Source organism: Pseudomonas sp. TR47 (assembly GCF_044143025.1).
Taxonomy (GTDB): Bacteria; Pseudomonadota; Gammaproteobacteria; order Pseudomonadales; family Pseudomonadaceae; genus Aquipseudomonas; species Aquipseudomonas putida_E.
Window position 1 is genome coordinate 39,041 of the sequence record NZ_JBHFCS010000026.1, and the last position, 26,273, is coordinate 65,313.

Sequence of the window (26,273 nt, forward strand, 5' to 3'; positions counted from 1 at the left end):
TGATGGGGCATTATAGAGGCAGAAACATGCCGTGACGTCCTATCTGCAAGGGTGACTGGTTTTATTTCCCTGCCAAGGGATAATCAGAGCCTTCCCCTGTGTCTTCGAGGGTTTTGACACCTATGTGGTATTACGGTCTGCTCGACTTGTCGGCCTGGCAACTGGTTGGCGTTACCCTGCTGATGACTCACGTGACCATCATCAGCGTCACCATTTATCTGCACCGCTACTCCGCCCACCGTGCCCTGGAGCTCAATGGCGCGCTCAAGCACTTCTTCCGCTTCTGGCTGTGGCTGACCACGGCGCAGAACACCCGCGAGTGGACAGCAGTGCACCGCAAGCACCACGCCAAGTGCGAAACCCCGGACGACCCGCACAGCCCGGTACACAAAGGCCTGGGCACGGTGCTGCGCAAAGGCGCCGAACTCTATCGGGAAGAAGCACTCAACCCCGAAACCCTGCGCATCTACGGCAAAAACTGCCCGGATGACTGGATCGAGCGCAATCTCTACTCACGCTACAAACATGGCGGTATCGCCCTGATGGCGGTGCTCGACCTGCTGCTGTTCGGCACTATCGGCATTACCATCTGGGCGGTGCAGATGATGTGGATTCCGTTCTGGGCAGCGGGTGTGGTCAACGGCTTGGGCCATGCGGTGGGCTACCGCAACTTCGAGTGCCGCGACGCTGCTACCAACCTGGTGCCATGGGGCATCGTCATCGGTGGCGAAGAACTGCACAACAACCACCACACCTACCCCAATTCGGCCAAGCTGTCGGTCAAGCGCTGGGAGTTCGATGCCGGCTGGGCCTGGATACGCCTGTTGTGCCTGCTGCGCCTGGCCAAAGTACAGCGGGTGGCGCCTATCGCGCATCGCGTCGAAGGCAAGGCCAACCTGGACATGGACACCACCATGGCCATCCTCAACAACCGTTTCCAGATCATGGCCCAATACCGCAAGCTGGTGATCGGCCCGTTGGTCAAACAGGAACTGGCCAAGGTCGACGCCTCGGTACGCCATCGCTTCCGCCGGGCCAAACGCCTGCTGTCGCGGGAACCCAGCCTGCTCGAAGAGCGTCACCATGTGCGCATCGAGTCCCTGCTTGAGCAGAGCCAGGCACTCAAGACCATCTATGAGAAACGCTTGGCCTTGCAGCAGATCTGGGCCCGTACCAGCGCCAATGGTCACGACATGCTGGCCGCCATGAAAGACTGGGTGCACGAGGCGGAAGCCAGTGGCATTCACGCCCTGCACGACTTCGCAGCGCAGTTGAAAACCTACTCCCTGCGCCCGAACGGCGCCTGAGCACCGTTGATCGGCACGCCCCGCAACGGGGCGTGCACGCTGGAACTTCCCCCCTGAAAAACCACTCAAAGCCGGCACATCGCCCGCGTGGCGGGCCGGTCTTTGGCCGCACGCTTACCCGTCGAGAGCCGCTCCGTGCACATGGCCAAGAACATCCATTCAACGCTGCCCGGCAATTCAGCTCCCGAGGCAGCCCAAATACTGCTGGCCTTGCTGCATGCCCAAGGCGAAGTGGCTCGCCTGAGCGAACGTGAACAGCTCTACAGCTCGTTGCTCGACAGCGTCAACGCGGTGCTCTGGGCGTTCGACTGGGAAACACGCCAGGTGCTCTACGTCAGCCCCGCCTACGAACGCATCTTCGGCCGCCCCACGAGCCTGGTGTTGGCGGACTTCAACGAATGGCGCGACAGCATCTACCCCGATGACCTGGAATACGCCGAGCGCAGCCTGGCCCAGGTGCTGATCAAAGGCGCGGTTGAAGACCGCGAGTACCGCATTCTCAATGCAAACGGCCAGGTACGCTGGCTCAGTGACAAGTGCTACATCAACCAGCAGCAGGAAGGTGACCGGGTGATAATCGTCGGCATTGCCGAAGACATCACCGACAAGAAGCAGCTTGAGGGCGAGCTGCATCGCCTGGCCACCACGGACGTGCTGACCCAGAGCAGCAACCGCCGGCACTTTTTCGAATGTGCAGGCCAAGCCTTCGACAGCGCACGCGAAGACGGCACGCCACTGGCGTTCTTGCTACTGGACATCGATGACTTCAAGCAGATCAACGACAGCTACGGCCATCAGGAAGGCGACCAGGTATTGCAACGCATTGCCGACAGTGGCAAGGCAGTGCTGCGCCGCGGCGACCTTTTTGGGCGTATTGGTGGCGAGGAGTTTGCCGCAGTGTTCCCCGGCTGCAATGCGCAGGTCGCCGAGCAGATTGCCGAGCGCCTGCAGCGCGAGATTCAGCGGCTGAGTTTCAGCCATGGCGAGCAGGTGTATGGAGTGACGGTAAGCCAGGGGCTGACCGGGCTAACGGATGAGGATGACTCACTGGACAGCCTCTTCGCACGGGCCGATGCAGCGATGTACCGGGCCAAACGGCAGGGCAAGAATCAGATCGTGCGGGGCTGAGCCAGTGGCTGCGCACGGCGGCCCCAAAACTCAGGTCGGCACCTTTTCTTCGGGGACAGGCGGCTCTTCATCTTGCGGTTTTACCTCAGGGTTCTGCACCTTGCGCAACCGGCTCAACTGCGCCAACCCAACCTTGAGCAAGCGCGCGGTCTTGTTGTCGGCCACCTTCTCCAACCCCTGACCCGCCGGCAGCCTTGCCAGTTGCCCTGCCAGGTTCATGGCCAGGATCTCCCGCGAATACACCCCACCGCCCAACTGATAGATTGCTGCGATCAGCTCACGCAGGCCCAGCGGCAAGCGCCAGCGGGTTCGCAGCGCCGAGCCGAATGCTGCACCGAAGTCGCGCAGTGACGCCTGCACCAAGCCATCATGCAGTTCACCACCTGCCAGCCGCCACTCCTGCAGGCAGCGCAGCACCGCAAGGTCACCCAGGCAGTGCAACAGCCCGGCGCAGTAACAAAGCTCTTCATCGAGCTCAAGCATGCGCGCCAGCGAACGAGCGTATTCGGCGGTATGCAGCGACAGGTTCCAGAAATGCGCCGCCTGCTGCGCCAGCAGCGGGTCGCTAAGGCGGGCGCTGCGCTTGAGGGCAAGGCCCAGAATCAGGTTCATGCTCTGCGTGCTGCCAAGCTTGTTCAGCGCCTGCAGCAGGGTCTGCACCGGTGCGTCGCGGTGCAGCGCAGCACTGTTGGCCGCAGCGATCAGTACGGCAGTAACCTGCGGGTCGTTGCGCACTTCCTCTTCGAGCACCTTGAGGTCCAGCCCCTGCGGGTTCAGCGCGCGTTTGATCGCCACCTGCACGTCGGCGAACAGCGGCCCGCCATCGGCGGTGGCGCGGCGCTGCTCAAGGAAGGCCGGCAGGCTCGCCCCTGGCTGCAACGGTGGCACCGGGCAGGCGATCTGCTCACCCACTTCAAGCAGCAGCTCTTCCAGGCGCTTGCGCAGGTTGTCCATGTTCAGTGGCTTGCTCAGGTAAGCCGTGGGGTGCAGCGGCAGCGCCTCCCGCACGCTGGCACTGTCACTGCGGTTGCTCATGAGAATGAACGGCAACCCCGGCCCCTTGGCGCGCACCTTGCGCAACAGGTCCAGGCCATCGACACCTGCCAGCTCACGGGCGGCGATGATCAGATCAGGCTTGCTGGCCAATGCCGTGAGCGCCTGTGAGCCATCGGCGCACACCTGCAGCCGGGCATCACAGCGCACGCTGAGCAGCATCTCACGCAGCATGTCGCGCACCCAGGGATCGCCCTCGGCAATCAGTACGCAAGGTGGGGTGGGGTCTGCAGCGTTCATGGCCAACTCCTGAATATCCCTGACACGCAATCCGTTGCAGCTTCCAAAGCAAGTCCTGCCACAACCATAGCGCCAAGGGCCTTTAATAGGCACAAAAAAAACCCGCCTAAGCGGGTTTTTTCATGAAGCGTGTCACATCAGGCCAGTTCAGCGAAGCACTCTTCGATGATGGCCAGGCCCTTGTCGAGCAGCTCATCTTCGGCGGTCAGCGGAACCAGGATACGCAGAACGTTGCCGTAGGTACCGCAAGACAGCAGGATCAGACCCTTGTCACGGGCTTTGGCAACCACTTGGGCGACCGCAGCGGCGTTCGGGGTGTGGGTGCCTTTTTCGAAGACTTCCACAGCGATCATCGAGCCCAGACCACGGACGTCGCCAATGATCGGGTGCTTTTCCTGGATCTTGCGCAGGCCAGCGGTCAGGTGCTCACCTACTGCCTTGCTGCGGTCCAGCAGCTTCTCTTCTTCGAACACCTGGATGACGGCCAGAGCCGCGGCACAGGCGATCGGCGAACCGGCGTAAGTACCGCCCAGGCCGCCCGGAGCGATGGCGTCCATGATCTCGGCCTTGCCGCAAACACCGGCCAGCGGGAAGCCGCCAGCAATGGATTTGGCGAAGGTGGTCAGGTCCGGCGCGACGCCCATCTGTTCCATGGCGAAGAAGGTGCCGGTACGGCCAGCGCCAGTCTGTACTTCGTCGGCGATCAGCAGAATGCCGTGCTGGTCGCACAGGGCGCGCAGGCGCTTCATCAGCTCTTTAGGCGCTGGCAGGAAGCCACCTTCGCCCTGTACCGGCTCGAGGATGATCGCGGCGATGTCGCGCGGCTCGGCGTCGTTCTTGAAGATACGCTCGACCGAAGCGATGGCGTCGTCAACGCTGACACCGTGCAGTTCGCTCGGGAACAGGGCGCGGAAGATACCGCCAGGCATCAGGCCCATGCCTGCGGAGTACGGCACAACCTTGCCGGTCAGGCCCAGGGTCATCATGGTGCGGCCGTGGTAGCCGCCGGTGAAGGCGATCACGCCAGCACGGCCAGTGGCGGCACGGGCGATTTTCACGGCGTTCTCAACGGCTTCGGAGCCGGTGGAAACCAGCAGGGTCTTCTTGTCGAAGTCACCTGGGACCAGCTTGTTGATCTTCTCGCACAGCTCTACGTAAGGCTCGTAAGCCAGTACCTGGAAGCAGGTGTGGCTGACTTTGGTCAGCTGCTCTTGAACAGCGGCAACCACTTTCGGGTGCAAGTGGCCGGTGTTCAGAACTGCGATGCCGCCGGCGAAGTCGATCAGTTCGCGGCCTTCAACGTCGATCACGGTCGAGTTCTTCGCGCTTTCGACGAAGATCGGGTGAATCTGGCCTACGCCACGTGGGACGGCGGCTACACGACGTTGCATCAAGGATTCGTTGGTCTTGCTCATAATGCCCTCATTTGCGCCGATCAGCGGCGCTTTTATTCGGGGGTGGCTGGGAGTGTTCGCGAACAGTATTCGTTGATCGACTGCCGTGAACGCCCTGGCCACCAGGTGCTGCGATGTCAAAAAAGCCAGCGAGACGTCGCTCTCGCGCCCCGCTGGCAGAGGTAAAGCCTTCAGCGCATCAGACGCTGATGCACAGGTACTTGATTTCGAGGTAGTCCTCGATGCCGTACTTGGAACCTTCACGGCCCAGGCCCGAAGCCTTGATGCCGCCAAACGGCGCGACTTCGTTGGAGATCAGGCCGGTGTTGATACCCACCATGCCGTATTCCAGCGCCTCGGCAACACGGAACACACGGCTCATGTCGCGGGCATAGAAGTACGAGGCCAGGCCGAACTCGGTGTCGTTGGACATGGCGATGACTTCAGCCTCGTCCTTGAAGCGGAACAGCGGCGCCAGCGGGCCGAAGGTCTCTTCCTTGGCGACGGCAGCGGTCTTCGGCACGTCGACCAGGATGGTCGGCTCGAAGAAGTTGCCTTCGATCAGCTTGCCACCGGACAGCACCTTGGCGCCTTTGGAGACGGCGTCCTCGATGTGTTCCTGAACCTTGGCGACGGCCTTGCCGTCGATCAGCGGGCCAGTGGTGGTGCCGTCTTCCAGGCCGTTACCGATCTTCAGTTTGGCCACAGCAGCTTTGAGCTTCTCGGCGAAGGCATCGTAGACGCCGTCCTGCACATAGATACGGTTGGCGCAAACGCAGGTCTGGCCGTTGTTGCGGTACTTGGAGATGATCGCGCCTTCTACCGCCTTGTCCAGGTCGGCATCGTCGAACACGATGAACGGGGCGTTGCCACCCAGCTCCAGGGAAACCTTCTTGATGTCCTTGGCACATTCTTCCATCAACTGGCGACCGATTTCGGTCGAGCCGGTGAAGGACAGTTTGCGCACCAGGGAGTTGCCGGTCAGCTCGCCGCCAACTTCGCCAGCGCTGCCGGTCACCACGCTCAGCACGCCAGCCGGGATGCCGGCACGGGTAGCCAGCTCGACCAGGGCCAGGGCAGAGTACGGGGTTTGCGAAGCAGGCTTGAGCACCATGGTGCAGCCAGCGGCCAGGGCCGGGCCGGCTTTACGGGTGATCATCGCCGCCGGGAAGTTCCACGGGGTGATGGCCGCGGTAACGCCGATCGGCTGCTTGATGACGATCAGGCGCTTGTCAGGCTGGTGGCCCGGGATGGTATCACCGTAAACGCGCTTGGCTTCTTCGGCGAACCACTCGATGAACGAGGCTGCGTAGGCGATTTCGCCCTTGGCTTCGGCCAGTGGCTTGCCTTGTTCAGTGGTCATCAGGCGAGCCAGGTCGTCCTGGTTCTCGATCATCAGTTCGAACCAGCGACGCAGCTTGTTCGAGCGCTCTTTGGCGGTCAGTGCACGCCAGGCCGGCAGGGCCTTGTCGGCAGCTTCGATGGCGCGGCGGGTTTCCGCAGAGCCCATCTTCGGCACGGTACCGATGACTTCACCTGTGGCCGGGTTGGTCACATTGATGGTCTGGCCGCTGTCCGCATCCAGCCACTCACCGTTGATGAAGGCTTGCTGGCGGAACAACTGAGCGTCTTTGAGCTGCATGTCGGCTTCCCGAATTGTTGATTGTTGAAAAGCGCCCAAGGCAGGGCATCGAGCGTTTGAAATCTCAAACGAATGCTAAGCGGCTGCTGGGGTATAGGACAATAGGCTGTTCGAAAAAAAGAACGAATGGTTGCACAGCCTATCCGAAAGCTGCCGGCAGGAACCCCTACAGGGTAGACGACTGCGCGCAGGCAAATGTGAGGGGAGGACCAACCGACACCCCTCACCGTGAAACAGACTACTACCAGCCCGGCAAGATCCCGAAACCTTTCGCTTACGCTCGAACCAGCCCCACTGGCTAGCCTTCATGAGGAACTCATCACTTGGCACGGACGCCGCCATGCACAACCCCGACGATCGATCCCTCGACATCAAGCGCGTGCTGGACACGCTGCAAGCCGACCAGCGCCTGAGCGCCAACGACGCCAGGCAGGTACTCGAACATGCCACCTCACAGCCACTTCGCCATCCGCTCGAAACCATAGCGGCCCTGGGCCTCGAAGACCGCCAGCACCCCGGCCAGCGGCTGCATCTGGACTGCCTGTGCCAATGGCTCGCCAGAAAAGTCGGCCAGCCTTACCAGCGCATCGACCCACTGCAACTCGACCTGTCGCAGGTCAACGGGCTGATATCGCCAGCATTCGCCCATCGCCACGGCATACTCATCCTGGCCAGCGACAGCCTGGGCATCACCGTGGCCAGCGCGCAGCCTTACCAGTGTGACTGGCAAACCGATCTGGCCCGCAGCCTGGGCAAGCCGATCCGCCGCGTGCTCGCCAGCCCCCTGCAGTTGCGCCAGGTGGGCCAGTCGCTGTTTCGCCTCGCCCACTCGGTGCAAGGTGCCCAGCATCAGCAGTCAGCAAGCCTCGGTGAGCTCGAGCAATTACTGGAGCAGGACAAGCGCCAGGGCAACGCCACGGCAGACGACGCGCATATCGTGCACATCGTCGACTGGCTGCTGCAGTACGCTGTCGAACAGCGCGCCAGTGACATCCATCTTGAGCCACGCCGCGAGCAGGGCCGGTTGCGCTATCGCATAGACGGCCTCCTGCATACGGTCTACGCCTTTCCGGCCAGCGTGACCCTGGCCGTCGTCAGCCGCCTGAAGCACTTGGGCCGCATGGATGTCGCGGAAAAACGCCGGCCGCAGGATGGCCGTGTGAAGAGCAGCCTGCCAGGTGGCCGCGAAGTGGAATTGCGCCTGTCTACGCTGCCCACCCCCTTTGGCGAAAAGCTGGTACTGCGCTTGTTCGACCCACAACAGCTACAGGAAGACTTCGACCGCCTGGGCCTGGAAGGTGAACAACTGCAGCAGTGGCAGGCCCTGCTGCAGCGCCGTCATGGCATTCTTTTGGTCACCGGCCCTACCGGTTCAGGCAAGACCAGCACGCTGTACGCGAGCCTCAAGTGGCTGGCCACGCCCGAGGTCAACCTGTGCACCATCGAAGACCCGATCGAACGCCTGGAGCCGGCTTTCAATCAATTACAGGTGCAGCCGGCACTGGACCTCAGCTTCGCCAACGGCGTACGCGCGCTGCTGCGCCAAGACCCTGACATCATCATGATCGGCGAGATCCGCGATCGCGAGACGGCGCTGGTAGCCGTGCAAGCTGCCCTTACCGGGCACCTGGTGCTCTCGACCCTGCACACCAACGACAGCTGTGGCGCCATCACCCGCCTGCTGGAACTGGGCGTGCCCGATTACCTGATCAAGGCCTCCCTGAGCGGGGTGATGGCGCAGCGCCTGGTGCGCTTGCTGTGCCGTGACTGTCAGGGCTGCGCATCATCGGCCAGCGGCCAGCCTTGCCTGCTGTGCCGGGGCACCGGCTTTCATGGCCGAACGGGCGTGTTCGAGCTGCTGGTCCCAAGTGAAAGCCTGCGCGCCCGGATAGGCGCAGGGGCGGACCTTGCCAGCTTGCAGCGACAGGCATTGAGCGAAGGGTTGCTGGACCTGAAACGCTGCGGGGAGGCAAAGGTGGCCCGTGGGCTGACCTGCCAAGAGGAAGTGCTGCGGGTCTGCGCATAAGCAAAAAACCCTTGTTTTCTGGGAACTTACACCCCTCAGGCTCAATCAAATCGGGCTCCATCAGCCCTCACCCTTCGAGGTGTTTCATCATGCGTCTCCCAACCGCCATCGCAGCCGCTGCCCTGCTTTCGCTGCCCATTGGTTCCGCCATGGCCGATACCTTCTGGCGCAACGTGATTTCTTCCGGCGCGACCACGGCATCGACTTACCTGACCTCCAGGGACCACAAGCTGGTCGTCGCGGCGCAGGATGACGCCGGCAGCTTCGTTGCCAGTGAAGGTGCTATTCGTGGGCCGTTCCTGGAGGCGGCAATGCGCCAGGTGCGGGCTGAGAACCCAGGCATGCAAGCCAGCGACATGGAACTGGCCAATGCCATCCTGGCCAGGAATGCGGTAGCCGAGTAAGCCCCCTGGGGCTGCTGTGCAGCCCCAACTTCAACTCAGCGATACGCCTCCACCGGTACGCACGCACAGAACAGGTTCCTGTCCCCATACACATTGTCGACCCGGTTCACCGCTGGCCAGTACTTGTGCTGGCGCACGTGAGCGCTGGGGGCTACAGCCTGCTCAAGGCTGTAAGGCCGGCTCCACGGCGCCAGCACATCGGCCAGGGTATGTGGCGCATGTTTGAGCGGGTTGTCTTCCGCTGGCCAGTTACCCTGCTGCACCTCACCGATCTCCGCACGGATCGCCAGCATGGCCTCGACGAACCGGTCCAGCTCGGCTTTCGACTCGCTCTCTGTCGGTTCGACCATCAAGGTCCCGGGCACCGGGAATGACATGGTCGGGGCATGGAAGCCATAGTCCATCAGGCGCTTGGCCACATCCTCTTCAGTTATCCCGGTAATTGCCTTGAGCGGCCGCAGATCAAGAATGCACTCGTGCGCCACCCGCTGGTTTCGGCCTCTGTACAGCACCGGGAAAGCCCCACCCAGCTGGCTGGCCAGGTAGTTGGCCGACAGGATGGCCACTTCGCTCGCATCGGCCAGTTGCGGCCCCATCATGGCGATGTACATCCAGCTGATCGGCAGGATGCTCGCACTGCCCCAAGGCGCGGCGCTGACCGCGCTGTTGTTCGGGTCCAGGCCCGGCACCGGCACCACCGGATGACTGGCGACGAACGGCTTGAGGTGTGCACGGATGCCAATCGGCCCCATGCCAGGGCCGCCGCCACCGTGCGGGATGCAGAAGGTCTTGTGCAGGTTCATGTGCGAGACATCGGCGCCAATGTCAGCCGGCCGCGTGAGACCGACCTGGGCGTTGAGGTTGGCGCCGTCCATGTAGACCTGGCCGCCGTGCTGGTGCACCACCTCACATATTTCCCGGATGCCCTCCTCATACACACCATGTGTCGACGGGTAGGTAACCATCAGGCAGGACAGCCGCTCGCCTGCAGCCTTGGCCTTGGCCTTGAGGTCGTCGAGGTCAACGTTGCCGTCGTCATCGCAGTCGACGATCACCACTTCCATACCAGCCATCTGCGCCGAAGCAGGGTTGGTGCCGTGGGCCGACGAAGGGATCAGGCACAGCGTGCGCTGGGGCTGATGACGGCTGCGGTGGTAACGGGTGATTGCCATCAGCCCGGCGTATTCGCCCTGGGCACCCGAGTTGGGTTGCATGCAGATCGCATCAAAACCGGTAATAGCGCACAGCCAGCGCTCCAGCTCGTCGATCATCGCTGTGTAGCCCGCAACCTGAGCATCGGGCGCAAAGGGATGAAGCAGAGCGAATCCGGGCCAGGTAATGGGGATCATTTCGCTGGTGGCGTTGAGCTTCATGGTGCAGGAACCCAGCGGGATCATCGATTGGTTCAGCGCCAGGTCCTTGTTTTCCAGCTGCTTGAGGTAGCGCAGCATCTGCGTTTCGCTGTGATGCAGGTTGAACACCGGGTGGGAGAGGAACGGCGTGCGCCGTTCCAGGGCGGCCGGAATACCCCCTGTCAGAACCTGCTGGTCAAGCGCGGTGACCTCAAGGCCATGATCCACGCCAAGAAAAATGTCGAACAGCCGAAGCACGGTTTCTTCGCTGCACGTTTCGTCCAGGCTCACACCCAGATGGCCGCGGCCCAGAATGCGCAAGTTGATGCACGCCGCTTGCGCACTTTCGATGATGGCCGCCTGGGCACCGCCGACATCCAGGGTAAGTGTGTCGAAGAAATGCGGGTTAAGGCGTTTGATGCCCTTGGCCTCAAGGCCCGCGGCGAGCACGACGGTCAGCCGGTGCACGCGCTGTGCAATGCGCTGCAAGCCTTCAGGGCCGTGGTACACCGCATAGAAGCCGGCGATGTTGGCCAGCAGTACCTGGGCGGTGCAGATGTTGGAGTTGGCTTTTTCGCGGCGGATGTGTTGCTCGCGGGTCTGCAGGGCCATTCGCAGTGCGGTATTGCCACGGGCATCACGCGACACACCGATGATGCGCCCCGGCATCGCCCGCTTGTAGTCTTCGCGGCAGGCGAAATAGGCCGCATGCGGGCCGCCATAGCCCATCGGCACGCCAAAGCGCTGGGTCGAGCCAAGCACCACGTCTGCGCCAAGCTCGCCCGGCGGCGTGAGTAGCACCAGGCTCAACAGGTCTGCCGCCACGCATGCCAAGGCATGCTGGCCGTGCAACTGGTCAATCAGCGGGCGCAGGTCACGCACTTCCCCATGAGTATCCGGGTACTGCAGCAAAGCGCCGAATACCTGGTGCTGGGCAAGGTTATCCACAGCGTCGACGATCAGTTCGAAACCAAAACCTTCAGCCCGGGTTCGCAACACGGACAGTGTCTGCGGGTGACAGTGTTCATCGGCAAAGAAGGCATTGCTCTTGTTGCGCGCCACGCGTTTGGCCAAGGCCATGGCTTCGGCTGCGGCGGTGGCTTCATCGAGCAGTGAGGCATTGGCCAGGGCCAGGCCGCTCAGGTCGATGACCATTTGCTGAAAGTTGAGCAGCGCTTCCAGCCGGCCTTGGGCGATTTCTGGCTGGTAAGGCGTATAGGCGGTGTACCAGCCGGGGTTCTCCAGCACGTTGCGCAGGATGACGGTTGGCGTGACGGTGCCGTGGTACCCCATGCCGATCAGGCTGGTCCACACCTGGTTCTGCTCGGCATAACCGGCGAGCTTGGCCAAGGCAGCCTGTTCATCCAGGGCGGGGGGCAGGTCGAGGGCGCGGTTGAAGCGGATATCCGGCGGGACGGTCTGTTCGATCAGCTCGCTGCGGCTACTCAAGCCCAGGGCGTTGAGCATGGCCTGCTGCTCGGAGGCATCTGGCCCCAGGTGGCGACGCAGGAATGGGTTGAGCTCTTGCAGTTGATGCAGGGATGGCGACTGGGACATGACGACGCTCTCTTCCTAGACCAGGCCTCGTGGAGACTTATAAGTCTAGGAAGGATTGCCGATACTGCGGGAAAACTTGCTTCGCCAGTACCGGCCTCATCGCCGGCAAGCCGGCGATGAGGCCAGAAGGCTCACTCGCCGATAGCGGCTTTGTAACCGGCAGCGTCCAGCAGCTTGTCCAGTTCGGCCTTGTCGCTTGGCTTGAGCTTGAAGATCCAGGCGCCGTAAGGCTCTTCGTTGAGCAGCTCCGGGCTGTCGGCCAGGTCTTCGTTGACCGCGATCACTTCGCCACCCACCGGGGCATAGATATCCGAAGCGGCCTTGACCGACTCGACCACGCCAGCAGCATCGCCAGCAGCGAATACTTTGCCAACCTCTGCCAGTTCCACGAACACCACATCACCCAGGGCCTCTTGAGCGTGGTCGCTGATGCCCACGGTCACAGTACCGTCGGCTTCCAGGCGCGCCCACTCGTGGCTTTCGGCAAAACGCAGATCGGCGGGGATATTGCTCATGTCTTGTATTCCTCGATTGGGTCAGCGGTCGGCCCGCCGTTGATTGTTCAGATCAGAATCTTGCCGTGACGCACGAAGGTCGGTTTGACCACCCGCACCGGGTACCACTTGCCGCGAATTTCGACCTCGGCACGATCGCCGGTGGCCATGGGCACGCGCGCCAGGGCAATGGATTTGCTCAGCGTAGGAGAGAAACTACCACTGGTGATCTCCCCTTCGCCAATGCCGGCAACGCGAACCACCTGATGGGCGCGCAAAACACCGCGTTCCTCCAGCACCAGGCCGACCAGCTTGTCCTGCACGCCGCGCTCGATTTCCGCCAGCAGGCCAGCGCGGCCGATGAAATCACGCTCGGCCGGCTCCCAGGCAATGCTCCAGCCCAGGTTGGAGGTAAGCGGGGTGTGGTCTTCGTCGATATCCTGGCCGTACAGGTTCATGCCGGCCTCCAGGCGCAAGGTGTCGCGGGCGCCAAGGCCACTGGGGGCGATGCCAGCGCCGACCAGGTCGTTGAAAAAGGCCACGGCCTCATGGCCCGGCAGGATGATTTCCAACCCGTCCTCACCGGTGTAACCGGTGCGGGCAATGAACCAGTCGCCCTCGCCAAGCCCTTCGAACGGGCGCAGCTCACGGATAAGCGCAGCGCGCGAAGCGCTGAGCAAGGCTGCGACTTTCTCGCGGGCCTGGGGGCCCTGGATGGCGAGAATGGCCAGGTCGGGGCGCACCTTGAAACCGACCGAGAAGCCGGTACTGTGGGCCTCCAGCCACGCCAGTACATTGGCGCGGGTAGCGGCATTGGTGATCAGCCGGTAGCCATTTTCCGTGCGGTAGACGATCAGGTCATCGATAATTGCGCCCTGTTCGTTGAGCAACGGGCTGTACAGCGCCTTGCCGACACCCCCAAGGCGGGCAACGTCGTTGGCCAGCAAGCGCTGCAGCCAGACGGTGGCATCGGTGCCATCGATGTCGATCACGGTCATGTGGGAAACATCGAACACCCCACAGTCACTGCGCACCTGATGGTGCTCTTCAACTTGCGAGCCGTAGTGCAGCGGCATGTCCCAGCCACCGAAATCGACTGTCTTGGCGCCTAGCGCCAGGTGCAAGTCGTACAAAAGCGTGCGCTGTCCCATGGGTTTCTCCTTCCGGGCGTGGCGAAGCGGCGGCGGTCGATGACGTTTGGTTGTCAGCTCTTCTTGTAGGACCCGTCGCGCGAATGCCGCGCATTGTAGCCGCAAGGGCGCGGGCTGGCACCCTCAGTGACTGTGACCGGGGCGCCTGGCTGAACGACGAATCAGGCCGATGACCGGCAGCAGGCCAACCAGCACCAAGGTCAAGGCGGGCAGTGAGGCACGCGCCCACTCGCCTTCACTGGTCATCTCGAACACCCGTACGGCGAGGGTATCCCAGCCGAAGGGCCGCATCAGCAAGGTCGCGGGCATTTCCTTGAGCACATCGACGAAGACCAGCAGTGCGGCGCTGAGGGCACCGGGGACCAGCAGCGGCATATACACTTTGAAAAACAATCTCGCCCCTCCGACACCCAGGCTCCGTGAAACCTCGGGCAACGACGGGCGGATGCGCTCCAGGCTGCCTTCCAGTGGCCCATAGGCCACGGCGATGAAACGTACCAGATAGGCCACCAGCAATGCCGCCAGGCTGCCCAGCAGCAATGGCTTGCCTGCCCCACCCAGCCAGCTCGACAGAGGGATCACCAGGTGGTTGTCCAGGTAACTGAAGGCCAGCATGATCGACACCGCCAGCACCGAGCCGGGCAAGGCGTAGCCCAGGTTGGCCAGGCCGACCCCGGCACGGATGCCGCCGGTCGGCGCCTGACGCCGGGCAAATGCCAGCAGCAGTGCGACGCTCACCGTGATCAAGGCTGCCATGGCACCCAGGTACAAGGTGTGCAGCACCAGGCCAACATAGCGCTCGTCCAGGTCATGCCGCCCACGCTGCCAGAACCATACCAGCAACTGCAGCAGCGGGATGACGAAGGCACAGGCGAATACCAGCAGGCACCAGCCACTGGCCAGCAGTGCTTTCAGACCGCGCAGGTGATAGAGGGCCTGACCCCGCGGGCGTTCGTTTGAGCTGCGCGAGGCGCCACGGGCGCGGCGCTCGCCATAAAGCACCAGCATTACCGCCAGCAATAGCAGGCTGGCCAGCTGAGCCGCGCTGGACAGGCTGAAGAAGCCGTACCAGGTCTTGTAAATGGCGGTGGTGAACGTGTCGAAATTGAACACAGCCACCGCACCGAAATCTGCCAAGGTCTCCATCAGGGCCAGCGCTATGCCTGCGCCGATGGCCGGCCGCGCCATGGGCAGGGCAACCCGCCAGAAAGCTTGCAGCGGCGAAAGGCCCAACACCCGCGCCGCTTCCATCAGCCCCTTGCCCTGGGCCAGGAATGCCGTGCGCGCGAGCAGGTACACATAGGGGTAGAACACCAGCACCAGCACCACAATCACCCCGCCGGTGGAGCGCACCCGCGGCAGGCGCATGGGCCCGAACACTTCACGCAAGGCGCTTTGCACCGGGCCGGCGAAATCCAGCAGGCCGACGAAGACGAACGCCAGGACATAGGCGGGGATGGCAAACGGCAGCATCAGTGCCCAGTCCAGCCAGCGCCTGCCGGGGAACTCGCAAAGGCTGGTGAGCCAGGCCAGGCTCACGCCGAGCACGGTGACGCCTACGCCTACACCCGCCACCAAGGTGAATGTGTTGCCGAGCAGGCGGCTCATCTGGGTGTCGAGCAAGTGCGACCAGATCTGCACGTCGATCGACTGCCAGGACAGCAGCAGGACGCTCAAGGGCAAGAGCACGAGGGCGGCGGTCAGGATGACCGGGAGGTACCAGCGGCGTTGGGGAGCGTGGGGCAAGGCAACTGTCTCTGTGGCAGATGGCAACCGCTGAGCGGGCTTGCCACGCGAAGGGGCCCTTGTGGGCCCCTGCAGGATAAAGCCTGGTGCTTAGTTCCAGCCAGCCCGATCCATCAAGCGAATGGCCTCGGCCTGGCGTTTGCCTGCCACCTCGACCGGGATGCTGTCAGCCTTGAAGCTGCCCCATGCCGCGACCTCGTCCGATGGCTTGACCTTCGGGTTGGCCGGGAACTCCTGGTTGATGTCGGCGAACAGCTTCTGCGCCTGCTCACCGGTCATCCACTCCACCAGCTTCTTGGCCGCCTCCGGATGCGGTGCGTGCTTGGTCAGGCCGATGCCGGACAGGTTGACGTGCACGCCTCGGTCGCCCTGGTTAGGCCAGAAGATCTTCACCGGCAAGTTCGGGTTCTGCTTGTGCAGGCGGCCGTAGTAGTAAGTGTTCACCACCCCCACATCGCACTGGCCGGCCTCGATGGCCTGGATTACCGAGTTGTCATCGGAGAACACGTCGGTAGACAGGTTGTTGACCCAGCCTTTGACGATCTGTTCGGTCTTGGCCTCGCCATGGTTCTCGATCAGCGTGGCGGTCAGCGACTGGTTGTAGACCTTCTTTGCCGTGCGCAGGCACAGACGCCCTTCCCACTGCTTGTCGGCCAGTGCCTCGTAGGTGCTCAGCTCTGCGGGTTTGACCCGCTCGGTGGAGTAGATGATGGTCCGCGCGCGCAGGCTCAGGCCAGTCCAGTCATGGGACGAGGCGCGGTATTGAGCAGGGATGTTCTGGTCGATGATGGCCGACTTGATAGGCTGCAGGATGCCCATCTGCTCGGCCTGCCACAGGTTACCGGCATCGACGGTCAGCAGCAGGTCGGCCACCCCGTTCTCGCCCTCGGCCTTGATGCGCTGCATCAGCGGGGCTTCCTTGTCGGTGATGAACTTGATCTTGACGCCGGTCTCGGCGGTGTAGGCGTCGAACACCGGCTTGATCAGCTCGTCGATGCGCGAGGAGTACACCACTACTTCGTCCGCCGCCTGGGCGGTGCCACCGAACAGCGTCAGGGCCAGGGCGGCCAGTAGGGGCTTGCGTGGCAACATGGGATGCACTCCTCGAATCGTATGAGAGGCGCAAATGGTAGTGAATCCCATTTTCCGGCTCACCTACCCAGCCGTTACCAGATGTTGCAAGAGCACGCGAACGCCTGCAGGAGCGGCCTCGTGTCGCGAAAGGGCCGCAAAGCGGCCCAACAATCTCAAGGTCTGGCCAATTCCGGCAAGTCCCCGGAAAGCCCCAACGCCTGGCGCACGAACAGCGCCTTGGCCTCCGGCATCTGCTGCACCAGCTTCAGACCGCTGTTACGCAACCAGCGCAACGGCAGCGGGTTGGCCTGGAACAGCCGCTCGAAGCCCTCCATCGCCGCCATCAATGCCAGGTTGTGCGGCATGCGTCGGCGCTCATAGCGGCTGAGCACTTTCACATCCGCCAGCCGTTCACCCCGCTCGCAGGCGTTCACCAACACCTCAGCCAGCACCGCTGCATCGAGAAAGCCCAGGTTCACGCCCTGCCCCGCCAACGGATGAATGGTGTGCGCGGCATCGCCGATCAATGCCAGCCCCTCGTCCACGTACCGCTTGGCGTGGCGCTGGCGCAACGGTACGCAGACCCGAGGGTCGGCATGCAGCACTTGGCCCAGTCGCCCCTCGAATCCACGCTCCAGGGCCTTGAGGAAAGCTTGATCATCCAGCGCCATGAGCTGCTCGGCCTGCTCCGGCGTGGTCGACCACACGATCGAGCACCAGCCCTGCTGGCCGTCTCGCGACAAGGGCAGGAAGGCCAGCGGCCCTTCGTCGGTGAAGCGCTGCCAGGCGGTAGCCTGGTGTGCAGCACTGCAGCGTACACTGGTGACGATAGCGTGGTGCAGGTAATCCCACTCACGGGTCTGGCAGCCGGCCAGGCGCCGCACCGCCGAATTGGCACCGTCGGCAGCCACCACCAGCGGTGCCCGCAGGCGGCGGCCATCGGCCAGGGTCAGCAGCCACTCATCGCCAGAGCGGCGCATCTGCTCCAGGCGGGCGTTGGGCAGCAGGCCGATATCGCTGTCATGCAGGCGCTCCAGCAGGCCATCCTGCACCACCCGGTTTTCGACGATATGGCCAAGCACCTGCGCGTGCACGCTGGCGGCGGAGAAGTGAATCTGCCCAGTGCCGCTGCCGTCCCAGACATGCATGTCCGAGTAGGGCGAAACACGCCGTTTGGCGATTTCTTCCCAGGCGCCCAAACGCTCGAGGATGCGCTGGCTGGCCGCCGAGAGGGCGCTGACCCGCGCCTCGAACGGCGCATCACCGTCAAACGGCTTCACCGTCAGCGAACCACCGTCGAGCAGGAGTATCTCCAGGCCACTGTGGCGCAACGCCAAGGCCAAGGCGCTGCCGACCATACCGGCACCGACAATCAACAGATCTGCGCGCATTTCCATGCCTTACGCCTGCCTCGCTTGCGGCTTGAGCCGCACGTATAGGGTTTTATCGACCCGCGCCACCAGCTCGCCGGCACCGTCGCGGACATCGACCTGCAAACGTGGCAGGTATTTCTTGCCGCTGGCGGTCTGCTGGCGGATCTCGTCCAGCAGTGCGTCTTCGATGTGGAAATCGGCATACACCGGGCCTTTGCCCGGTGCGATGAAGTCAATGCTGGCTGCCTTGTCCCAGACGATGTACTCACGGCCCAGCAGTTCGATCAGCAATAGCATGTAGAACGGGTCGACCATCGAATACAGGCTACCGCCAAACTGGGTACCGACGTAGTTGCGGTTCCAGCGGTTCAGCTTCATGCGCACCCTGACACTGCGCATGTCCGGGCTGATGTGCTGAATGCGGATACCGGCGCCCAGGTACGGTGGGTAAAGGTTCAGCAGCCAGCGCAACATGCGCGCCCGGCGCGCCAGCTTGCGCGGGTTGCTCATGCCTGCCCCCGCGGATCAGGGCGGGTGCCCAGGCCCATGGCTTGGCGGGCGAACCAGCTTTTGGCCGGCGGCAGCAAGTCGAGCCCAAGCAAGCCGATGTTGCGCCCGGCGGCCAGCAACGGCTGATTACTGCCGAACAGGCGGGTAACCTGGTCGGAGAAACCGATGGTCATGGCCTGGTCGAGTTGCTGGCGTTGATGGTACGCCTGCAGGGTCGCCAGATCGCCTGGCTGCTGCGGGCCGGCCTGCAGCGCATCGGCCAGCGACTGCACATCGCGCAGCGACAGGTTGAAACCCTGCCCGGCAATGGGGTGCAGGCTGTGCGCGGCATTGCCCAGTACCACCAGATGCGGGCGCACCTGCTCTTGGGCTTCGACCAGTGCCAGCGGGTACAGATGCCGTGCGCCGACCTGGCGCAGGGCGCCGAGGCGATAGCCGAATACATCCTGCAGCTCGCGCAGGAAGCTGCGTTCGTCGATCTCGGCCAAGCGCTTGGCGTCCATACCCTGACGGGTCCAGACCAACGCACAGCGGTTCTCGGGCAGCGGCAGCAATGCCATGGGGCCTTGCTCGGTAAAGCGCTCGAAGGCTTGCCCGCGATGGGACTCGCCCGGGGTAATGTTGGCGATCAGGGCGCTCTGCTCGTAGGGCGTGCGGCGCACATGGATGCCCAGTTGCTCGCGCAACCCGGAGCGGCCACCGTCGGCCAGCACTGCCAGGTCGCACTCAAGGGCGGTGTCATCGTCCAGCTGCAAGCGATAACCACCGGCGACGGCCTGCATCGCCTTCACTTCGGCCGGGCAGCGCCAGCTCACCACCTCGCTGTCCAGCCCTTGCCAAAGGCACTGACCAAGCCAGGCGTTCTCGACCACGTAGCCCAACGCTGGCACGCCCTCCTCCAGCGCATCGAGGCGGGTGGAGCCAAAGCGCCCACGGTCCGAGACCTGGATCTGCCGGATCGGCTCGGCACGAGGGCTGATGCCCTGCCACACGCCCAGGTGCTGGTAGATCTGCCGGGTACCGAACGAAAGCGCTGAGGAGCGCGCATCATAGCTGGGCTGGAAGCTGTCGCCCGGGGCGAATGGCTCGATCAGCAGGATCTTCCAGCCACGCGCCTTGGCCCCAGCCTGCAGGGCCAGCGCAAGGCTGGCACCGACCAGGCCGCCACCAATGATCGCCAGGTTGACTCGGTTCATGCCGCGTCCTTACGGGCCGCCTGCATAAGCGCCTCGATCTCGGCGACCGTCCTGGGCACGCCCGAAGTCAGAATTTCACAGCCTTGCCTGGTCACCACCACGTCGTCCTCGATCCTTACGCCGATGCCGCGCCATTTCTTCGCGACCTGCTGATTGTCGGCGGCAATGTAGATACCCGGTTCGACGGTCAGCGCCATGCCAGGCTCCAGCACCCGCCACTGGCCGCCGACCTTGTATTCGCCCACATCGTGCACGTCCATGCCCAGCCAGTGCCCGGCACGGTGCATGTAGAAGGCCCGATACGCTTCACTTTCGATCAGTGCCTGCACCTTGCCCTTGAGCAGGCCCAGCTCCACCAGGCCCTCGGTGATCACCCGCACGGTCGCTTCATGGGCGTGGTTCCAGTGCTTGCCTGGGGCAATCTCGGCGAAAGCGGCGGCCTGGGCCTTGAGCACCAGTTCATAGATGGCCTTTTGCTCAGGCGAAAACCGCCCGCTGACCGGGAAAGTGCGGGTGATGTCGCTGGCATAGCAATCGATTTCGCAACCGGCGTCGATCAGCACCAGGTCACCGTCCTTGAGCGCGGCATTGTTCTCCTGATAGTGCAGGATACAGCCATTGCGGCCGGCAGCGACGATCGACCCGTAGGCTGGCATTCTTGCCCCGCCTTTACGGAATTCGTAGTCCAGCTCGGCTTCCAGGCTGTACTCGTGCAGCCCTGCCCGGCAGGCCTGCATGGCCCGCACATGGGCGCGTGCGGAAATTTCTGCAGCGGCGCGCATCACTTTCACTTCCGCCGCCGATTTATACAGACGCATGTCGTGCAGCAGATGATCCAGGGCAACGAACTCGTTCGGTGGCTGGGCGCCAAGGCGCGCCTTGGAGCGGATCACGTTGATCCAGTCCATCAGCCGACGGTCGAACTCGGGGTTGCTGCCCATGGCGCTGTAGACCCGTTCGCGACCTTCGATGAGGCCCGGCAGGATCTCGTCGATGTCGGTGATCGGGAAGGCATCGTCCGCGCCAAAGTCGCGGATGGCACCTTCCTGGCCGGCACGCAGGCCGTCCCACAGCTCGCGCTCAGGGTTACGCTCGCGGCAGAACAGCACGTACTCGCCATGCTCGCGCCCCGGGATCAGCGCGATCACCGCCTCCGGCTCCGGGAAGCCGCTCAGGTACTGGAAATCGCTGTCCTGGCGGTAGACGTGCTCGACATCGCGGTTGCGAATGGCGACTGCGGCAGCCGGCAGGATGGCAATGCTGTTGGGGACCATCTGCGCCATCAGCGCCTTGCGCCGACGGGCATATTCGGCCTTGGGTATGTGGCTCATGGGCAGGACTACCCCCGGTTGATCAGTGCAGCGAAGGTTTTGGCGCAGGCGCGGCCGGCGCGGCCAGCTCTGTGTACAGCAGCAGCGGCGCAACGCGCAGATACTCCATGACTTCCATGTAATCGCTTTCGCCGTCCTCGGATTCTTCCAGCGCTTCCTGGACCTGGGAAATGGCAACCAGGTCCTGGAGCACTTCCTTGGCATCGGTGGACAGGTCCTTGCCGCCAGCGTTGAGCCCGAAGCCGGCGATGAAGCCCTGGCACCACTGGCCCAGCGCCGTGGCACGCTCGGTCAGCGGGGTTTCGTCGCTTGGCAGCAGCAGAACGATCGCAATGTCCTCGCCGGTCAGCTCGGCCTTGACCATCTCTTGCAGGCCGATCAGTGCAGCGCGCACATTGTCTTCAGGTTCGTTTTCCAGCACCCCGGCAGCGTCGGCCAGCCAGGCATCGGCCTCGAAGCCGGCGCCGGCGCAACTGCGGCCGATCAGCAGGCCGTGCAGCTCGGCGGGGGAGACAGGGTGGCCGTTGCTCGAGAGCAGTGCGGCGAATGCGGTGTAGGGCGATTGGGTATTAGGCATGGGCGGCTAGGCGCCAGACGGCGCATTTGACTAGAATGAAGGCCTTGTATCCTAGCACCGGCAGGCGCGCCAAGACCATCGGCACTGGCCGTCACCGCTCAGGGAGAGGCATCATCGACGGGTGATTCAATGACGGAGCGAATCGAGTGCAACCCACGCAAGAGAACGACCTGCAAGCATTGATGAGCCGGTTCGAGTCGCTGATCGAGCGCGTCGAGCAACTTAAACGGCAAAATGCACTCCTAGTAGCTCAGGAAAAATCCTGGCGCGAAGAGCGCGCCCACCTCATCGAAAAGAACGAGATCGCCAAGCGCAAGGTCGAGTCGATGATCTTACGCCTCAAGGCCCTGGAGCATGACTCATGAGTTCAAGCAATAGCGTCACCGTGCAGATCCTGGACAAGGAATACTCGATCATCTGCCCGCCGGAAGAACGCAACAACCTGGTCAGCGCCGCACGCTACCTGGACGGCAAGATGCGCGAGATCCGCAGCAGCGGCAAGGTGATCGGTGCTGATCGGATCGCGGTCATGGCCGCATTGAACATCACCCACGAGATGCTCCACCGCCAGGAAGACCGCACCGACGCCCCCGCTGGCAGCGCCACCCGCGAACAGGTCCGCGACCTGCTCGATCGCGTCGACAAGGCTTTGTCCGACGACACGGATACCAAAATCGGCTGAGGTTGGTATACTGGCGCCACTCCCTGGGGGATGCGCCAGTCGGTTATGTCCCTGAGCCGATACGCACAACCACGGGGGTTGCACGCTGGGGCCGGTGTGCATGTCCGCCCGACGGAAAGCCTTAACGCCCCCTGCAATCTCCACCTTGAACTTTCGGGTTCAAGGGCTACACCGATAGCGGTCTTATCGGGGAGCCTGATTTCGACTGCCCGCCCACCCCGGCGGGCAGTTCTCGCTTTTAGCTTCGACACCTGGGAACGCCCGTGCCATGACCGACACCGCGCCGCTCACCCGCCCCCAGCTTCGTCGCCTGCTTCGCAATGCCCGCCGCGCACTCACGCCAGCCCAGCAACGCCAAGCCTCCCTTGGGCTGTATCGGCAGCTGGCGCAAAACCCGCTGTTCCGCCGCGCACGGCACATTGCCCTGTACCTGCCCAACGACGGTGAAATCGACCCGCAGTTGCTACTGCGCGAGGCGCAACGCCGTGGCAAACGTACCTACCTGCCGGTACTGCACGCATGGCCGCGTACGCGCATGGTGTTCCAGCGGTTCGAGCAAGGGGAAAAGCTCAAGCGCAACCGTTTCCGTATTCCAGAGCCACTGACTGACCGCAAGCGCCAGCGCCCGATCTGGTCGCTGGACCTGATTCTGCTGCCACTGGTGGGCTTCGATGAAGCCGGCGGGCGGCTAGGCATGGGCGGTGGCTTCTATGATCGCAGCCTGGCCTACCAGGCGCGACGCAAAACATGGAAAAAACCCCTGCTGCTGGGGCTGGCCCATGAATGCCAGAAGGTCGAACGACTGGCGCAGGCCAGTTGGGATGTACCACTGCAGGGCACGGTCTCGGACCGTGACTGGTACCTGGCGCCTAAATAACAGGCGCCAGCGGGGAAGATCAGCGCTGCTGCTGACCGGCTTCGACCGGTGCCTGGTACGCGCTATCGAGCTTGCGCTCCCAGATACCCTGAGCATAACCAGTGGTAACCACACCCAGACCAAAGATGAAGACCAGGACCCAGAGCAGGTCCGGTTTGCGTTGATTCATCGAAGAATGCCCCCTAGGCATACGTTCTGGCTCGGCGACCTTCTTGGTGCCGCCGGAGCATATAGCGTTAAAATCGGCGCATTTTCCGACAACCTGCGTCGACACGCAAACGTTGACGCCAACCGGCTGTCGGTTTCGTGCAACAGGTTATTTCAAACCTTTTCAGGAGCAGTATCCATGGCCTACTGGCTGATGAAATCCGAGCCCGATGAGCTTTCGATCGAAGGCCTGGGCCGCCTGGGTGAGGCCCGCTGGGATGGCGTGCGCAACTATCAGGCGCGCAATTTTCTGCGCGCCATGAACGTAGGCGATGAGTTTTTCTTCTACCACTCCAGTTGCCCTCAACCGGGCATTGCCGGGATCGCCCGGATCACTGCAGCGGCCTACCCGGACCCAACTGCGCTGGACCCTCAGAGCCATTACTACGACGCCAAAGCCACTGCCGAGAAGAACCCCTGGAGCGCGGTAGATGTGGCGCACGTGAAGACGTTCAGGCAGGTGCTGGGGCTGGGCTTGCTCAAGCAACAAAGCGCGCTGGAGGAGTTGCCGCTGGTGCAAAAAGGCACTCGGCTGTCGGTGATGCCGGTGACCGAAGAGCAGTGGGCGGCGATCATTGCGCTAAGCAAATGACCGGTCCCGCGAAGAGGCCGGCCTGAGTCTCGATCACTGCACAATCAGGTTATTGAACAGCAGATCCTCGACAATCGGCTTGCCTTCTTCTGCTTCCATCACCTGCTGTACCTGCTTGAGCGCCTCTTGGCGCAGTTTTTCCTTGGCGTCGACGTTGCTCAAGTTATCCACACCTTGCTGGGTGAACAGCGCCACCAGCTGGTTGCGAATCAGCGGCTCGTGGTGCTTGACCGCCTTGGCTGCCTCGTCGCCAGTCACACGCAGGGCCACATCAGCTTTGAATACGCGCAACCTGGGGCCACCGTCGAGGGCGTAGTTGCCTACAAAGGGCGGGCTCAGGCTGATATAGGAGACCTTGGGGGCTCCTTCCTTGGCTTCTTCGGCCAGGGCCGCCGCTGGCAGCATCAGGGCCAGCACCATCAAGATCCACGCTTTCACGAATTCACTCCTCAAAACAATTGGCGCCAGCTTACCCAGCATGCGGCCCAAACCCAAGCCCGGGCTTATGCAGCCTCATCAGGGCGGGCCATGCTCGTTGACCCGGCAGGCCGCCCTCCTACACTTATCGGCCACTACCCGCAAAGGAATAGCCCGATGAAAGCTGTGTTGTGTAAAACCTTGGGGCCGGCACGCAACCTGGTTCTGGAAGAGGTGGCCAGCCCGGTACCGAAGAAAAACGAGATTCTGCTCGAGGTGCATGCGGCTGGGGTCAACTTCCCAGATACCCTGATCATCGAAGGCAAATACCAGTTCCAGCCACCGCTACCGTTCTCTCCCGGTGGCGAGGCGGCGGGTGTCGTTGCCGCTGTCGGCGAGCGCGCCGGTGCCTTCCAGGTCGGGGACCGGGTGATGGCCCTTACCGGCTGGGGGGCGTTCGCCGAACAGGTGGCCGTGCCGTTCTACAACGTGCTGCCCATCCCCGAAAGCATGGACTTCACCACCGCTGCTGCCTTTGGCATGACCTATGGCACCTCGATGCATGCGCTCAAGCAGCGCGGCCAGTTGCAGCCAGGAGAAACTTTGCTGGTGCTGGGTGCGTCCGGTGGCGTCGGCCTGGCGGCCGTGGAGATCGGCAAAGCCATGGGCGCCAAGGTGATCGCAGCCGCCAGCAGCGCAGAGAAACTGGCCGTGGCCAAGGCTGCAGGGGCGGACGAGTTGATCGACTACAGCCAGGCCAGCCTCAAGGAGGAAATCAAGCGCCTGACCGGCGGCCAAGGGGTAGATGTGATCTACGACCCGGTCGGCGGTGAACTGTTCGACCAGGCCGTGCGCGGGCTGGCGTGGAACGGGCGGCTGCTGGTGGTCGGCTTTGCCAGCGGGACGATTCCACAGATGGCGGCGAACCTGGTACTGCTCAAGGGCGCAGCGGTGCTGGGGGTATTCTGGGGGGCTTTTGCCCAGCGTCAGCCGCAGGACAATGCGGCCAACTTCAACCAGCTGTTTGCCTGGCATGCCGAGGGCAAACTGAAGCCGCTGGTATCGAAGACTTACCCACTGGCCGAGGCGGGCGCGGCGATCGAGCAGTTGGGCCAAAGGAAAGCGGTGGGTAAGCTGGTGCTGCTGGCCAGCTAATCATTGAAAGATACGCTGCCGCTGCAGAGCTCTTCGCCGATAAACGCGCGAAGAGCCCTGCACAGCCCAATCAGACCTCCCGCAGGTTGTGGCAGCGCCGGAACCGCGCTTCGAGGTTGCGATCGGGCATCTGGTGGCTGCGCAATGCGTTCAACGTCTGCTCGACATACTCACGCGTGGTGCCATAGCGCCCTTTGGCACTGGCAAGAATCTGGCTAAGCAGCGTATCAGGCAGATTGCCGGCGTAGCACGGCAGGTGCCGCTCAAGTACAAAGCCCAAGGCCTGCACCTTGCTGCCATCACCCAGCCGGCAGCTGAGCCAGTGCGGCCGGTACGCCGGGTACGGCATCTCTCTTTGCCACAAGGCCATCAGCGAGTCGTCGAGGTTGCTTTCATCGAGGCGGTAGGCAAAACCGCTGCACGAACCGCCGCGGTCGAGGCCGAATACCAGGCCTGGCGTTTCCGGCGTACCACGATGCTCGTGCGACCACAGGTAAAGGCCACGGTGATAGCCATGCACGCGTGCACGCTGGCGCTCTACCGAACTGCACTCCGGGCGCCATATCAACGAACCATAGGCGAACAACCAGACCGGGCCACCGTCATGGCGCGACATGGTCGTATGCATCGAGTTGATCAATTGTTCGCGGGTCAGTTGCTGGCCGAAGTCGAGTGCCGGAGGATAAGCGCTTTTCCAGGATAAACTTTCAAGTGCCGACATAAGCTGCCGCCATTATTCCCTGTGAACTACTGATATAGCGAAAGGCCCTGCAGGGCGGGGCTTGCGC

The 26,273-nt window shown here is 63.0% G+C and carries 25 protein-coding genes and 1 other RNA gene; 10 read left to right on the top strand and 16 right to left on the bottom strand.

The annotated features are described in order from the left end of the window. Positions 1 to 122 precede the first annotated feature (122 nt). Positions 123 to 1,307: a delta-9 fatty acid desaturase DesA gene (gene desA / locus ACEWE8_RS22290; protein WP_046788210.1), complete on the top strand. Its 1,185-nt coding sequence runs from the start codon at positions 123 to 125 to the stop codon at positions 1,305 to 1,307. A gap of 141 nt (positions 1,308 to 1,448) precedes the next feature. Further along, positions 1,449 to 2,435 carry a sensor domain-containing diguanylate cyclase gene (locus ACEWE8_RS22295; protein ID WP_046788209.1) on the top strand — a complete coding sequence of 329 codons (987 nt, stop codon included), beginning with the start codon at positions 1,449 to 1,451 and terminating at the stop codon, positions 2,433 to 2,435. A gap of 30 nt (positions 2,436 to 2,465) precedes the next feature. Here the strand turns inward: ACEWE8_RS22295 and ACEWE8_RS22300 are convergent, their stop codons facing one another. The 3 genes from ACEWE8_RS22300 to gabD form a co-directional block, all read right to left on the bottom strand. Continuing rightward, a complete protein-coding gene (locus ACEWE8_RS22300; RefSeq protein WP_046788208.1) occupies positions 2,466 to 3,728 on the bottom strand; it encodes a response regulator in 1,263 nt (420 codons plus the stop codon). Between the two features lie 137 nt (positions 3,729 to 3,865). Then, complete coding sequence (gabT, locus tag ACEWE8_RS22305; RefSeq protein WP_012316754.1) at positions 3,866 to 5,143, bottom strand: 4-aminobutyrate--2-oxoglutarate transaminase; 1,278 nt, start codon at positions 5,141 to 5,143, stop codon at positions 3,866 to 3,868. A gap of 178 nt (positions 5,144 to 5,321) precedes the next feature. Continuing rightward, the gene (gene gabD / locus ACEWE8_RS22310) at positions 5,322 to 6,764 is read right to left on the bottom strand and encodes an NADP-dependent succinate-semialdehyde dehydrogenase (protein ID WP_046788207.1); all 1,443 of its coding nucleotides are present in this window, start codon (positions 6,762 to 6,764) and stop codon (positions 5,322 to 5,324) included. Positions 6,765 to 7,104: 340 nt separating this feature from the next. Here gabD and ACEWE8_RS22315 point away from each other — a divergent pair, with 340 nt between their 5' ends. Beyond that, complete coding sequence (locus ACEWE8_RS22315) at positions 7,105 to 8,790, top strand: GspE/PulE family protein (RefSeq protein ID WP_046788206.1); 1,686 nt, start codon at positions 7,105 to 7,107, stop codon at positions 8,788 to 8,790. 89 nt (positions 8,791 to 8,879) lie between these two features. After that, complete coding sequence (locus ACEWE8_RS22320; RefSeq protein WP_046788205.1) at positions 8,880 to 9,194, top strand: DUF2388 domain-containing protein; 315 nt, start codon at positions 8,880 to 8,882, stop codon at positions 9,192 to 9,194. A 35-nt stretch (positions 9,195 to 9,229) separates the two neighbouring features. Here the strand turns inward: ACEWE8_RS22320 and gcvP are convergent, their stop codons facing one another. From gcvP to ACEWE8_RS22370, 10 genes are all read right to left on the bottom strand, one after another. Continuing rightward, positions 9,230 to 12,103, bottom strand: a complete 2,874-nt coding sequence (gene gcvP / locus ACEWE8_RS22325; RefSeq protein WP_046788204.1) for an aminomethyl-transferring glycine dehydrogenase — start codon at positions 12,101 to 12,103, stop codon at positions 9,230 to 9,232. Between the two features lie 131 nt (positions 12,104 to 12,234). Continuing rightward, the gene (gcvH, locus tag ACEWE8_RS22330; protein ID WP_046788203.1) at positions 12,235 to 12,618 is read right to left on the bottom strand and encodes a glycine cleavage system protein GcvH; all 384 of its coding nucleotides are present in this window, start codon (positions 12,616 to 12,618) and stop codon (positions 12,235 to 12,237) included. A gap of 47 nt (positions 12,619 to 12,665) precedes the next feature. Beyond that, positions 12,666 to 13,748 carry a glycine cleavage system aminomethyltransferase GcvT gene (gcvT, locus tag ACEWE8_RS22335; protein ID WP_046788202.1) on the bottom strand — a complete coding sequence of 361 codons (1,083 nt, stop codon included), beginning with the start codon at positions 13,746 to 13,748 and terminating at the stop codon, positions 12,666 to 12,668. Positions 13,749 to 13,871: 123 nt separating this feature from the next. Then, entirely contained in the window at positions 13,872 to 15,494 is a 1,623-nt protein-coding gene (locus tag ACEWE8_RS22340) for an iron ABC transporter permease (RefSeq protein ID WP_046788201.1), read from the bottom strand. A 90-nt stretch (positions 15,495 to 15,584) separates the two neighbouring features. Continuing rightward, positions 15,585 to 16,586 carry an extracellular solute-binding protein gene (locus tag ACEWE8_RS22345; RefSeq protein ID WP_012316776.1) on the bottom strand — a complete coding sequence of 334 codons (1,002 nt, stop codon included), beginning with the start codon at positions 16,584 to 16,586 and terminating at the stop codon, positions 15,585 to 15,587. Positions 16,587 to 16,741: 155 nt separating this feature from the next. Next, positions 16,742 to 17,959 (bottom strand): 2-octaprenyl-3-methyl-6-methoxy-1,4-benzoquinol hydroxylase, encoded by a 1,218-nt coding sequence (locus ACEWE8_RS22350; protein WP_174142001.1) that lies wholly within the window; start codon positions 17,957 to 17,959, stop codon positions 16,742 to 16,744. A gap of 9 nt (positions 17,960 to 17,968) precedes the next feature. After that, positions 17,969 to 18,451 carry a DUF4442 domain-containing protein gene (locus tag ACEWE8_RS22355; protein WP_046788199.1) on the bottom strand — a complete coding sequence of 161 codons (483 nt, stop codon included), beginning with the start codon at positions 18,449 to 18,451 and terminating at the stop codon, positions 17,969 to 17,971. After that, positions 18,448 to 19,647, bottom strand: coding sequence for a 2-octaprenyl-6-methoxyphenyl hydroxylase (ubiH, locus tag ACEWE8_RS22360; protein ID WP_046788198.1), 1,200 nt, complete (start codon positions 19,645 to 19,647; stop codon positions 18,448 to 18,450). The genes ACEWE8_RS22355 and ubiH overlap by 4 nt, the downstream gene beginning before the upstream one ends. Next, a complete protein-coding gene (gene pepP / locus ACEWE8_RS22365) occupies positions 19,644 to 20,978 on the bottom strand; it encodes a Xaa-Pro aminopeptidase (protein WP_046788197.1) in 1,335 nt (444 codons plus the stop codon). Before pepP ends, ubiH begins: the two co-directional genes overlap by 4 nt. 22 nt (positions 20,979 to 21,000) lie before the next feature. After that, a complete protein-coding gene (locus tag ACEWE8_RS22370; RefSeq protein ID WP_012316781.1) occupies positions 21,001 to 21,555 on the bottom strand; it encodes a YecA family protein in 555 nt (184 codons plus the stop codon). A gap of 182 nt (positions 21,556 to 21,737) precedes the next feature. Here ACEWE8_RS22370 and ACEWE8_RS22375 point away from each other — a divergent pair, with 182 nt between their 5' ends. The 4 genes from ACEWE8_RS22375 (at position 21,738) to ACEWE8_RS22390 (ending at position 23,114) form a co-directional block, all read left to right on the top strand. Continuing rightward, positions 21,738 to 21,920, top strand: coding sequence for a TIGR02449 family protein (locus tag ACEWE8_RS22375; protein ID WP_039603542.1), 183 nt, complete (start codon positions 21,738 to 21,740; stop codon positions 21,918 to 21,920). Next, the gene (locus ACEWE8_RS22380) at positions 21,917 to 22,237 is read left to right on the top strand and encodes a cell division protein ZapA (RefSeq protein ID WP_012316783.1); all 321 of its coding nucleotides are present in this window, start codon (positions 21,917 to 21,919) and stop codon (positions 22,235 to 22,237) included. Before ACEWE8_RS22375 ends, ACEWE8_RS22380 begins: the two co-directional genes overlap by 4 nt. Before the next feature lie 17 nt (positions 22,238 to 22,254). After that, a non-coding RNA gene (gene ssrS, locus ACEWE8_RS22385) (6S RNA) lies at positions 22,255 to 22,434 on the top strand. 71 nt (positions 22,435 to 22,505) lie between these two features. Continuing rightward, the gene (locus ACEWE8_RS22390) at positions 22,506 to 23,114 is read left to right on the top strand and encodes a 5-formyltetrahydrofolate cyclo-ligase (RefSeq protein WP_046788196.1); all 609 of its coding nucleotides are present in this window, start codon (positions 22,506 to 22,508) and stop codon (positions 23,112 to 23,114) included. Positions 23,115 to 23,133: 19 nt separating this feature from the next. On the opposite strand, the gene ACEWE8_RS22395 is transcribed toward ACEWE8_RS22390, so the two are convergent. Then, complete coding sequence (locus ACEWE8_RS22395; protein ID WP_189339981.1) at positions 23,134 to 23,283, bottom strand: hypothetical protein; 150 nt, start codon at positions 23,281 to 23,283, stop codon at positions 23,134 to 23,136. 177 nt (positions 23,284 to 23,460) lie between these two features. Here ACEWE8_RS22395 and ACEWE8_RS22400 point away from each other — a divergent pair, with 177 nt between their 5' ends. Then, positions 23,461 to 23,913, top strand: a complete 453-nt coding sequence (locus tag ACEWE8_RS22400; protein ID WP_046788195.1) for an EVE domain-containing protein — start codon at positions 23,461 to 23,463, stop codon at positions 23,911 to 23,913. A 33-nt stretch (positions 23,914 to 23,946) separates the two neighbouring features. On the opposite strand, the gene ACEWE8_RS22405 is transcribed toward ACEWE8_RS22400, so the two are convergent. Next, complete coding sequence (locus ACEWE8_RS22405; RefSeq protein WP_046788194.1) at positions 23,947 to 24,351, bottom strand: flagellar basal body-associated protein FliL; 405 nt, start codon at positions 24,349 to 24,351, stop codon at positions 23,947 to 23,949. 156 nt (positions 24,352 to 24,507) lie between these two features. Between ACEWE8_RS22405 and ACEWE8_RS22410 the strand changes: the two genes are divergently transcribed. Continuing rightward, complete coding sequence (locus tag ACEWE8_RS22410; RefSeq protein WP_046788193.1) at positions 24,508 to 25,485, top strand: NADPH:quinone oxidoreductase family protein; 978 nt, start codon at positions 24,508 to 24,510, stop codon at positions 25,483 to 25,485. Between the two features lie 70 nt (positions 25,486 to 25,555). Here the strand turns inward: ACEWE8_RS22410 and ACEWE8_RS22415 are convergent, their stop codons facing one another. After that, on the bottom strand, positions 25,556 to 26,206 hold the full coding sequence (locus ACEWE8_RS22415) for a gamma-glutamylcyclotransferase (RefSeq protein ID WP_046788192.1): 651 nt from the start codon (positions 26,204 to 26,206) through the stop codon (positions 25,556 to 25,558). Between the last annotated feature and the right edge of the window lie 67 nt (positions 26,207 to 26,273).

Bases quoted from the DNA above. Each gene is read 5' to 3' on its own strand.
- desA (WP_046788210.1), top strand. From the start codon at position 123: ATGTGGTATTACGGTCTGCTCGACTTGTCGGCCTGGCAACTGGTTGGC.
- ACEWE8_RS22295 (WP_046788209.1), top strand. From the start codon at position 1,449: ATGGCCAAGAACATCCATTCAACGCTGCCCGGCAATTCAGCTCCCGAG.
- ACEWE8_RS22300 (WP_046788208.1), bottom strand. From the start codon at position 3,728: ATGAACGCTGCAGACCCCACCCCACCTTGCGTACTGATTGCCGAGGGC.
- gabT (WP_012316754.1), bottom strand. From the start codon at position 5,143: ATGAGCAAGACCAACGAATCCTTGATGCAACGTCGTGTAGCCGCCGTC.
- gabD (WP_046788207.1), bottom strand. From the start codon at position 6,764: ATGCAGCTCAAAGACGCTCAGTTGTTCCGCCAGCAAGCCTTCATCAAC.
- ACEWE8_RS22315 (WP_046788206.1), top strand. From the start codon at position 7,105: ATGCACAACCCCGACGATCGATCCCTCGACATCAAGCGCGTGCTGGAC.
- ACEWE8_RS22320 (WP_046788205.1), top strand. From the start codon at position 8,880: ATGCGTCTCCCAACCGCCATCGCAGCCGCTGCCCTGCTTTCGCTGCCC.
- gcvP (WP_046788204.1), bottom strand. From the start codon at position 12,103: ATGTCCCAGTCGCCATCCCTGCATCAACTGCAAGAGCTCAACCCATTC.
- gcvH (WP_046788203.1), bottom strand. From the start codon at position 12,618: ATGAGCAATATCCCCGCCGATCTGCGTTTTGCCGAAAGCCACGAGTGG.
- gcvT (WP_046788202.1), bottom strand. From the start codon at position 13,748: ATGGGACAGCGCACGCTTTTGTACGACTTGCACCTGGCGCTAGGCGCC.
- ACEWE8_RS22345 (WP_012316776.1), bottom strand. From the start codon at position 16,586: ATGTTGCCACGCAAGCCCCTACTGGCCGCCCTGGCCCTGACGCTGTTC.
- ACEWE8_RS22350 (WP_174142001.1), bottom strand. From the start codon at position 17,959: ATGCGCGCAGATCTGTTGATTGTCGGTGCCGGTATGGTCGGCAGCGCC.
- ACEWE8_RS22355 (WP_046788199.1), bottom strand. From the start codon at position 18,451: ATGAGCAACCCGCGCAAGCTGGCGCGCCGGGCGCGCATGTTGCGCTGG.
- ubiH (WP_046788198.1), bottom strand. From the start codon at position 19,647: ATGAACCGAGTCAACCTGGCGATCATTGGTGGCGGCCTGGTCGGTGCC.
- pepP (WP_046788197.1), bottom strand. From the start codon at position 20,978: ATGAGCCACATACCCAAGGCCGAATATGCCCGTCGGCGCAAGGCGCTG.
- ACEWE8_RS22370 (WP_012316781.1), bottom strand. From the start codon at position 21,555: ATGCCTAATACCCAATCGCCCTACACCGCATTCGCCGCACTGCTCTCG.
- ACEWE8_RS22375 (WP_039603542.1), top strand. From the start codon at position 21,738: ATGAGCCGGTTCGAGTCGCTGATCGAGCGCGTCGAGCAACTTAAACGG.
- ACEWE8_RS22380 (WP_012316783.1), top strand. From the start codon at position 21,917: ATGAGTTCAAGCAATAGCGTCACCGTGCAGATCCTGGACAAGGAATAC.
- ACEWE8_RS22390 (WP_046788196.1), top strand. From the start codon at position 22,506: ATGACCGACACCGCGCCGCTCACCCGCCCCCAGCTTCGTCGCCTGCTT.
- ACEWE8_RS22395 (WP_189339981.1), bottom strand. From the start codon at position 23,283: ATGAATCAACGCAAACCGGACCTGCTCTGGGTCCTGGTCTTCATCTTT.
- ACEWE8_RS22400 (WP_046788195.1), top strand. From the start codon at position 23,461: ATGGCCTACTGGCTGATGAAATCCGAGCCCGATGAGCTTTCGATCGAA.
- ACEWE8_RS22410 (WP_046788193.1), top strand. From the start codon at position 24,508: ATGAAAGCTGTGTTGTGTAAAACCTTGGGGCCGGCACGCAACCTGGTT.
- ACEWE8_RS22415 (WP_046788192.1), bottom strand. From the start codon at position 26,206: ATGTCGGCACTTGAAAGTTTATCCTGGAAAAGCGCTTATCCTCCGGCA.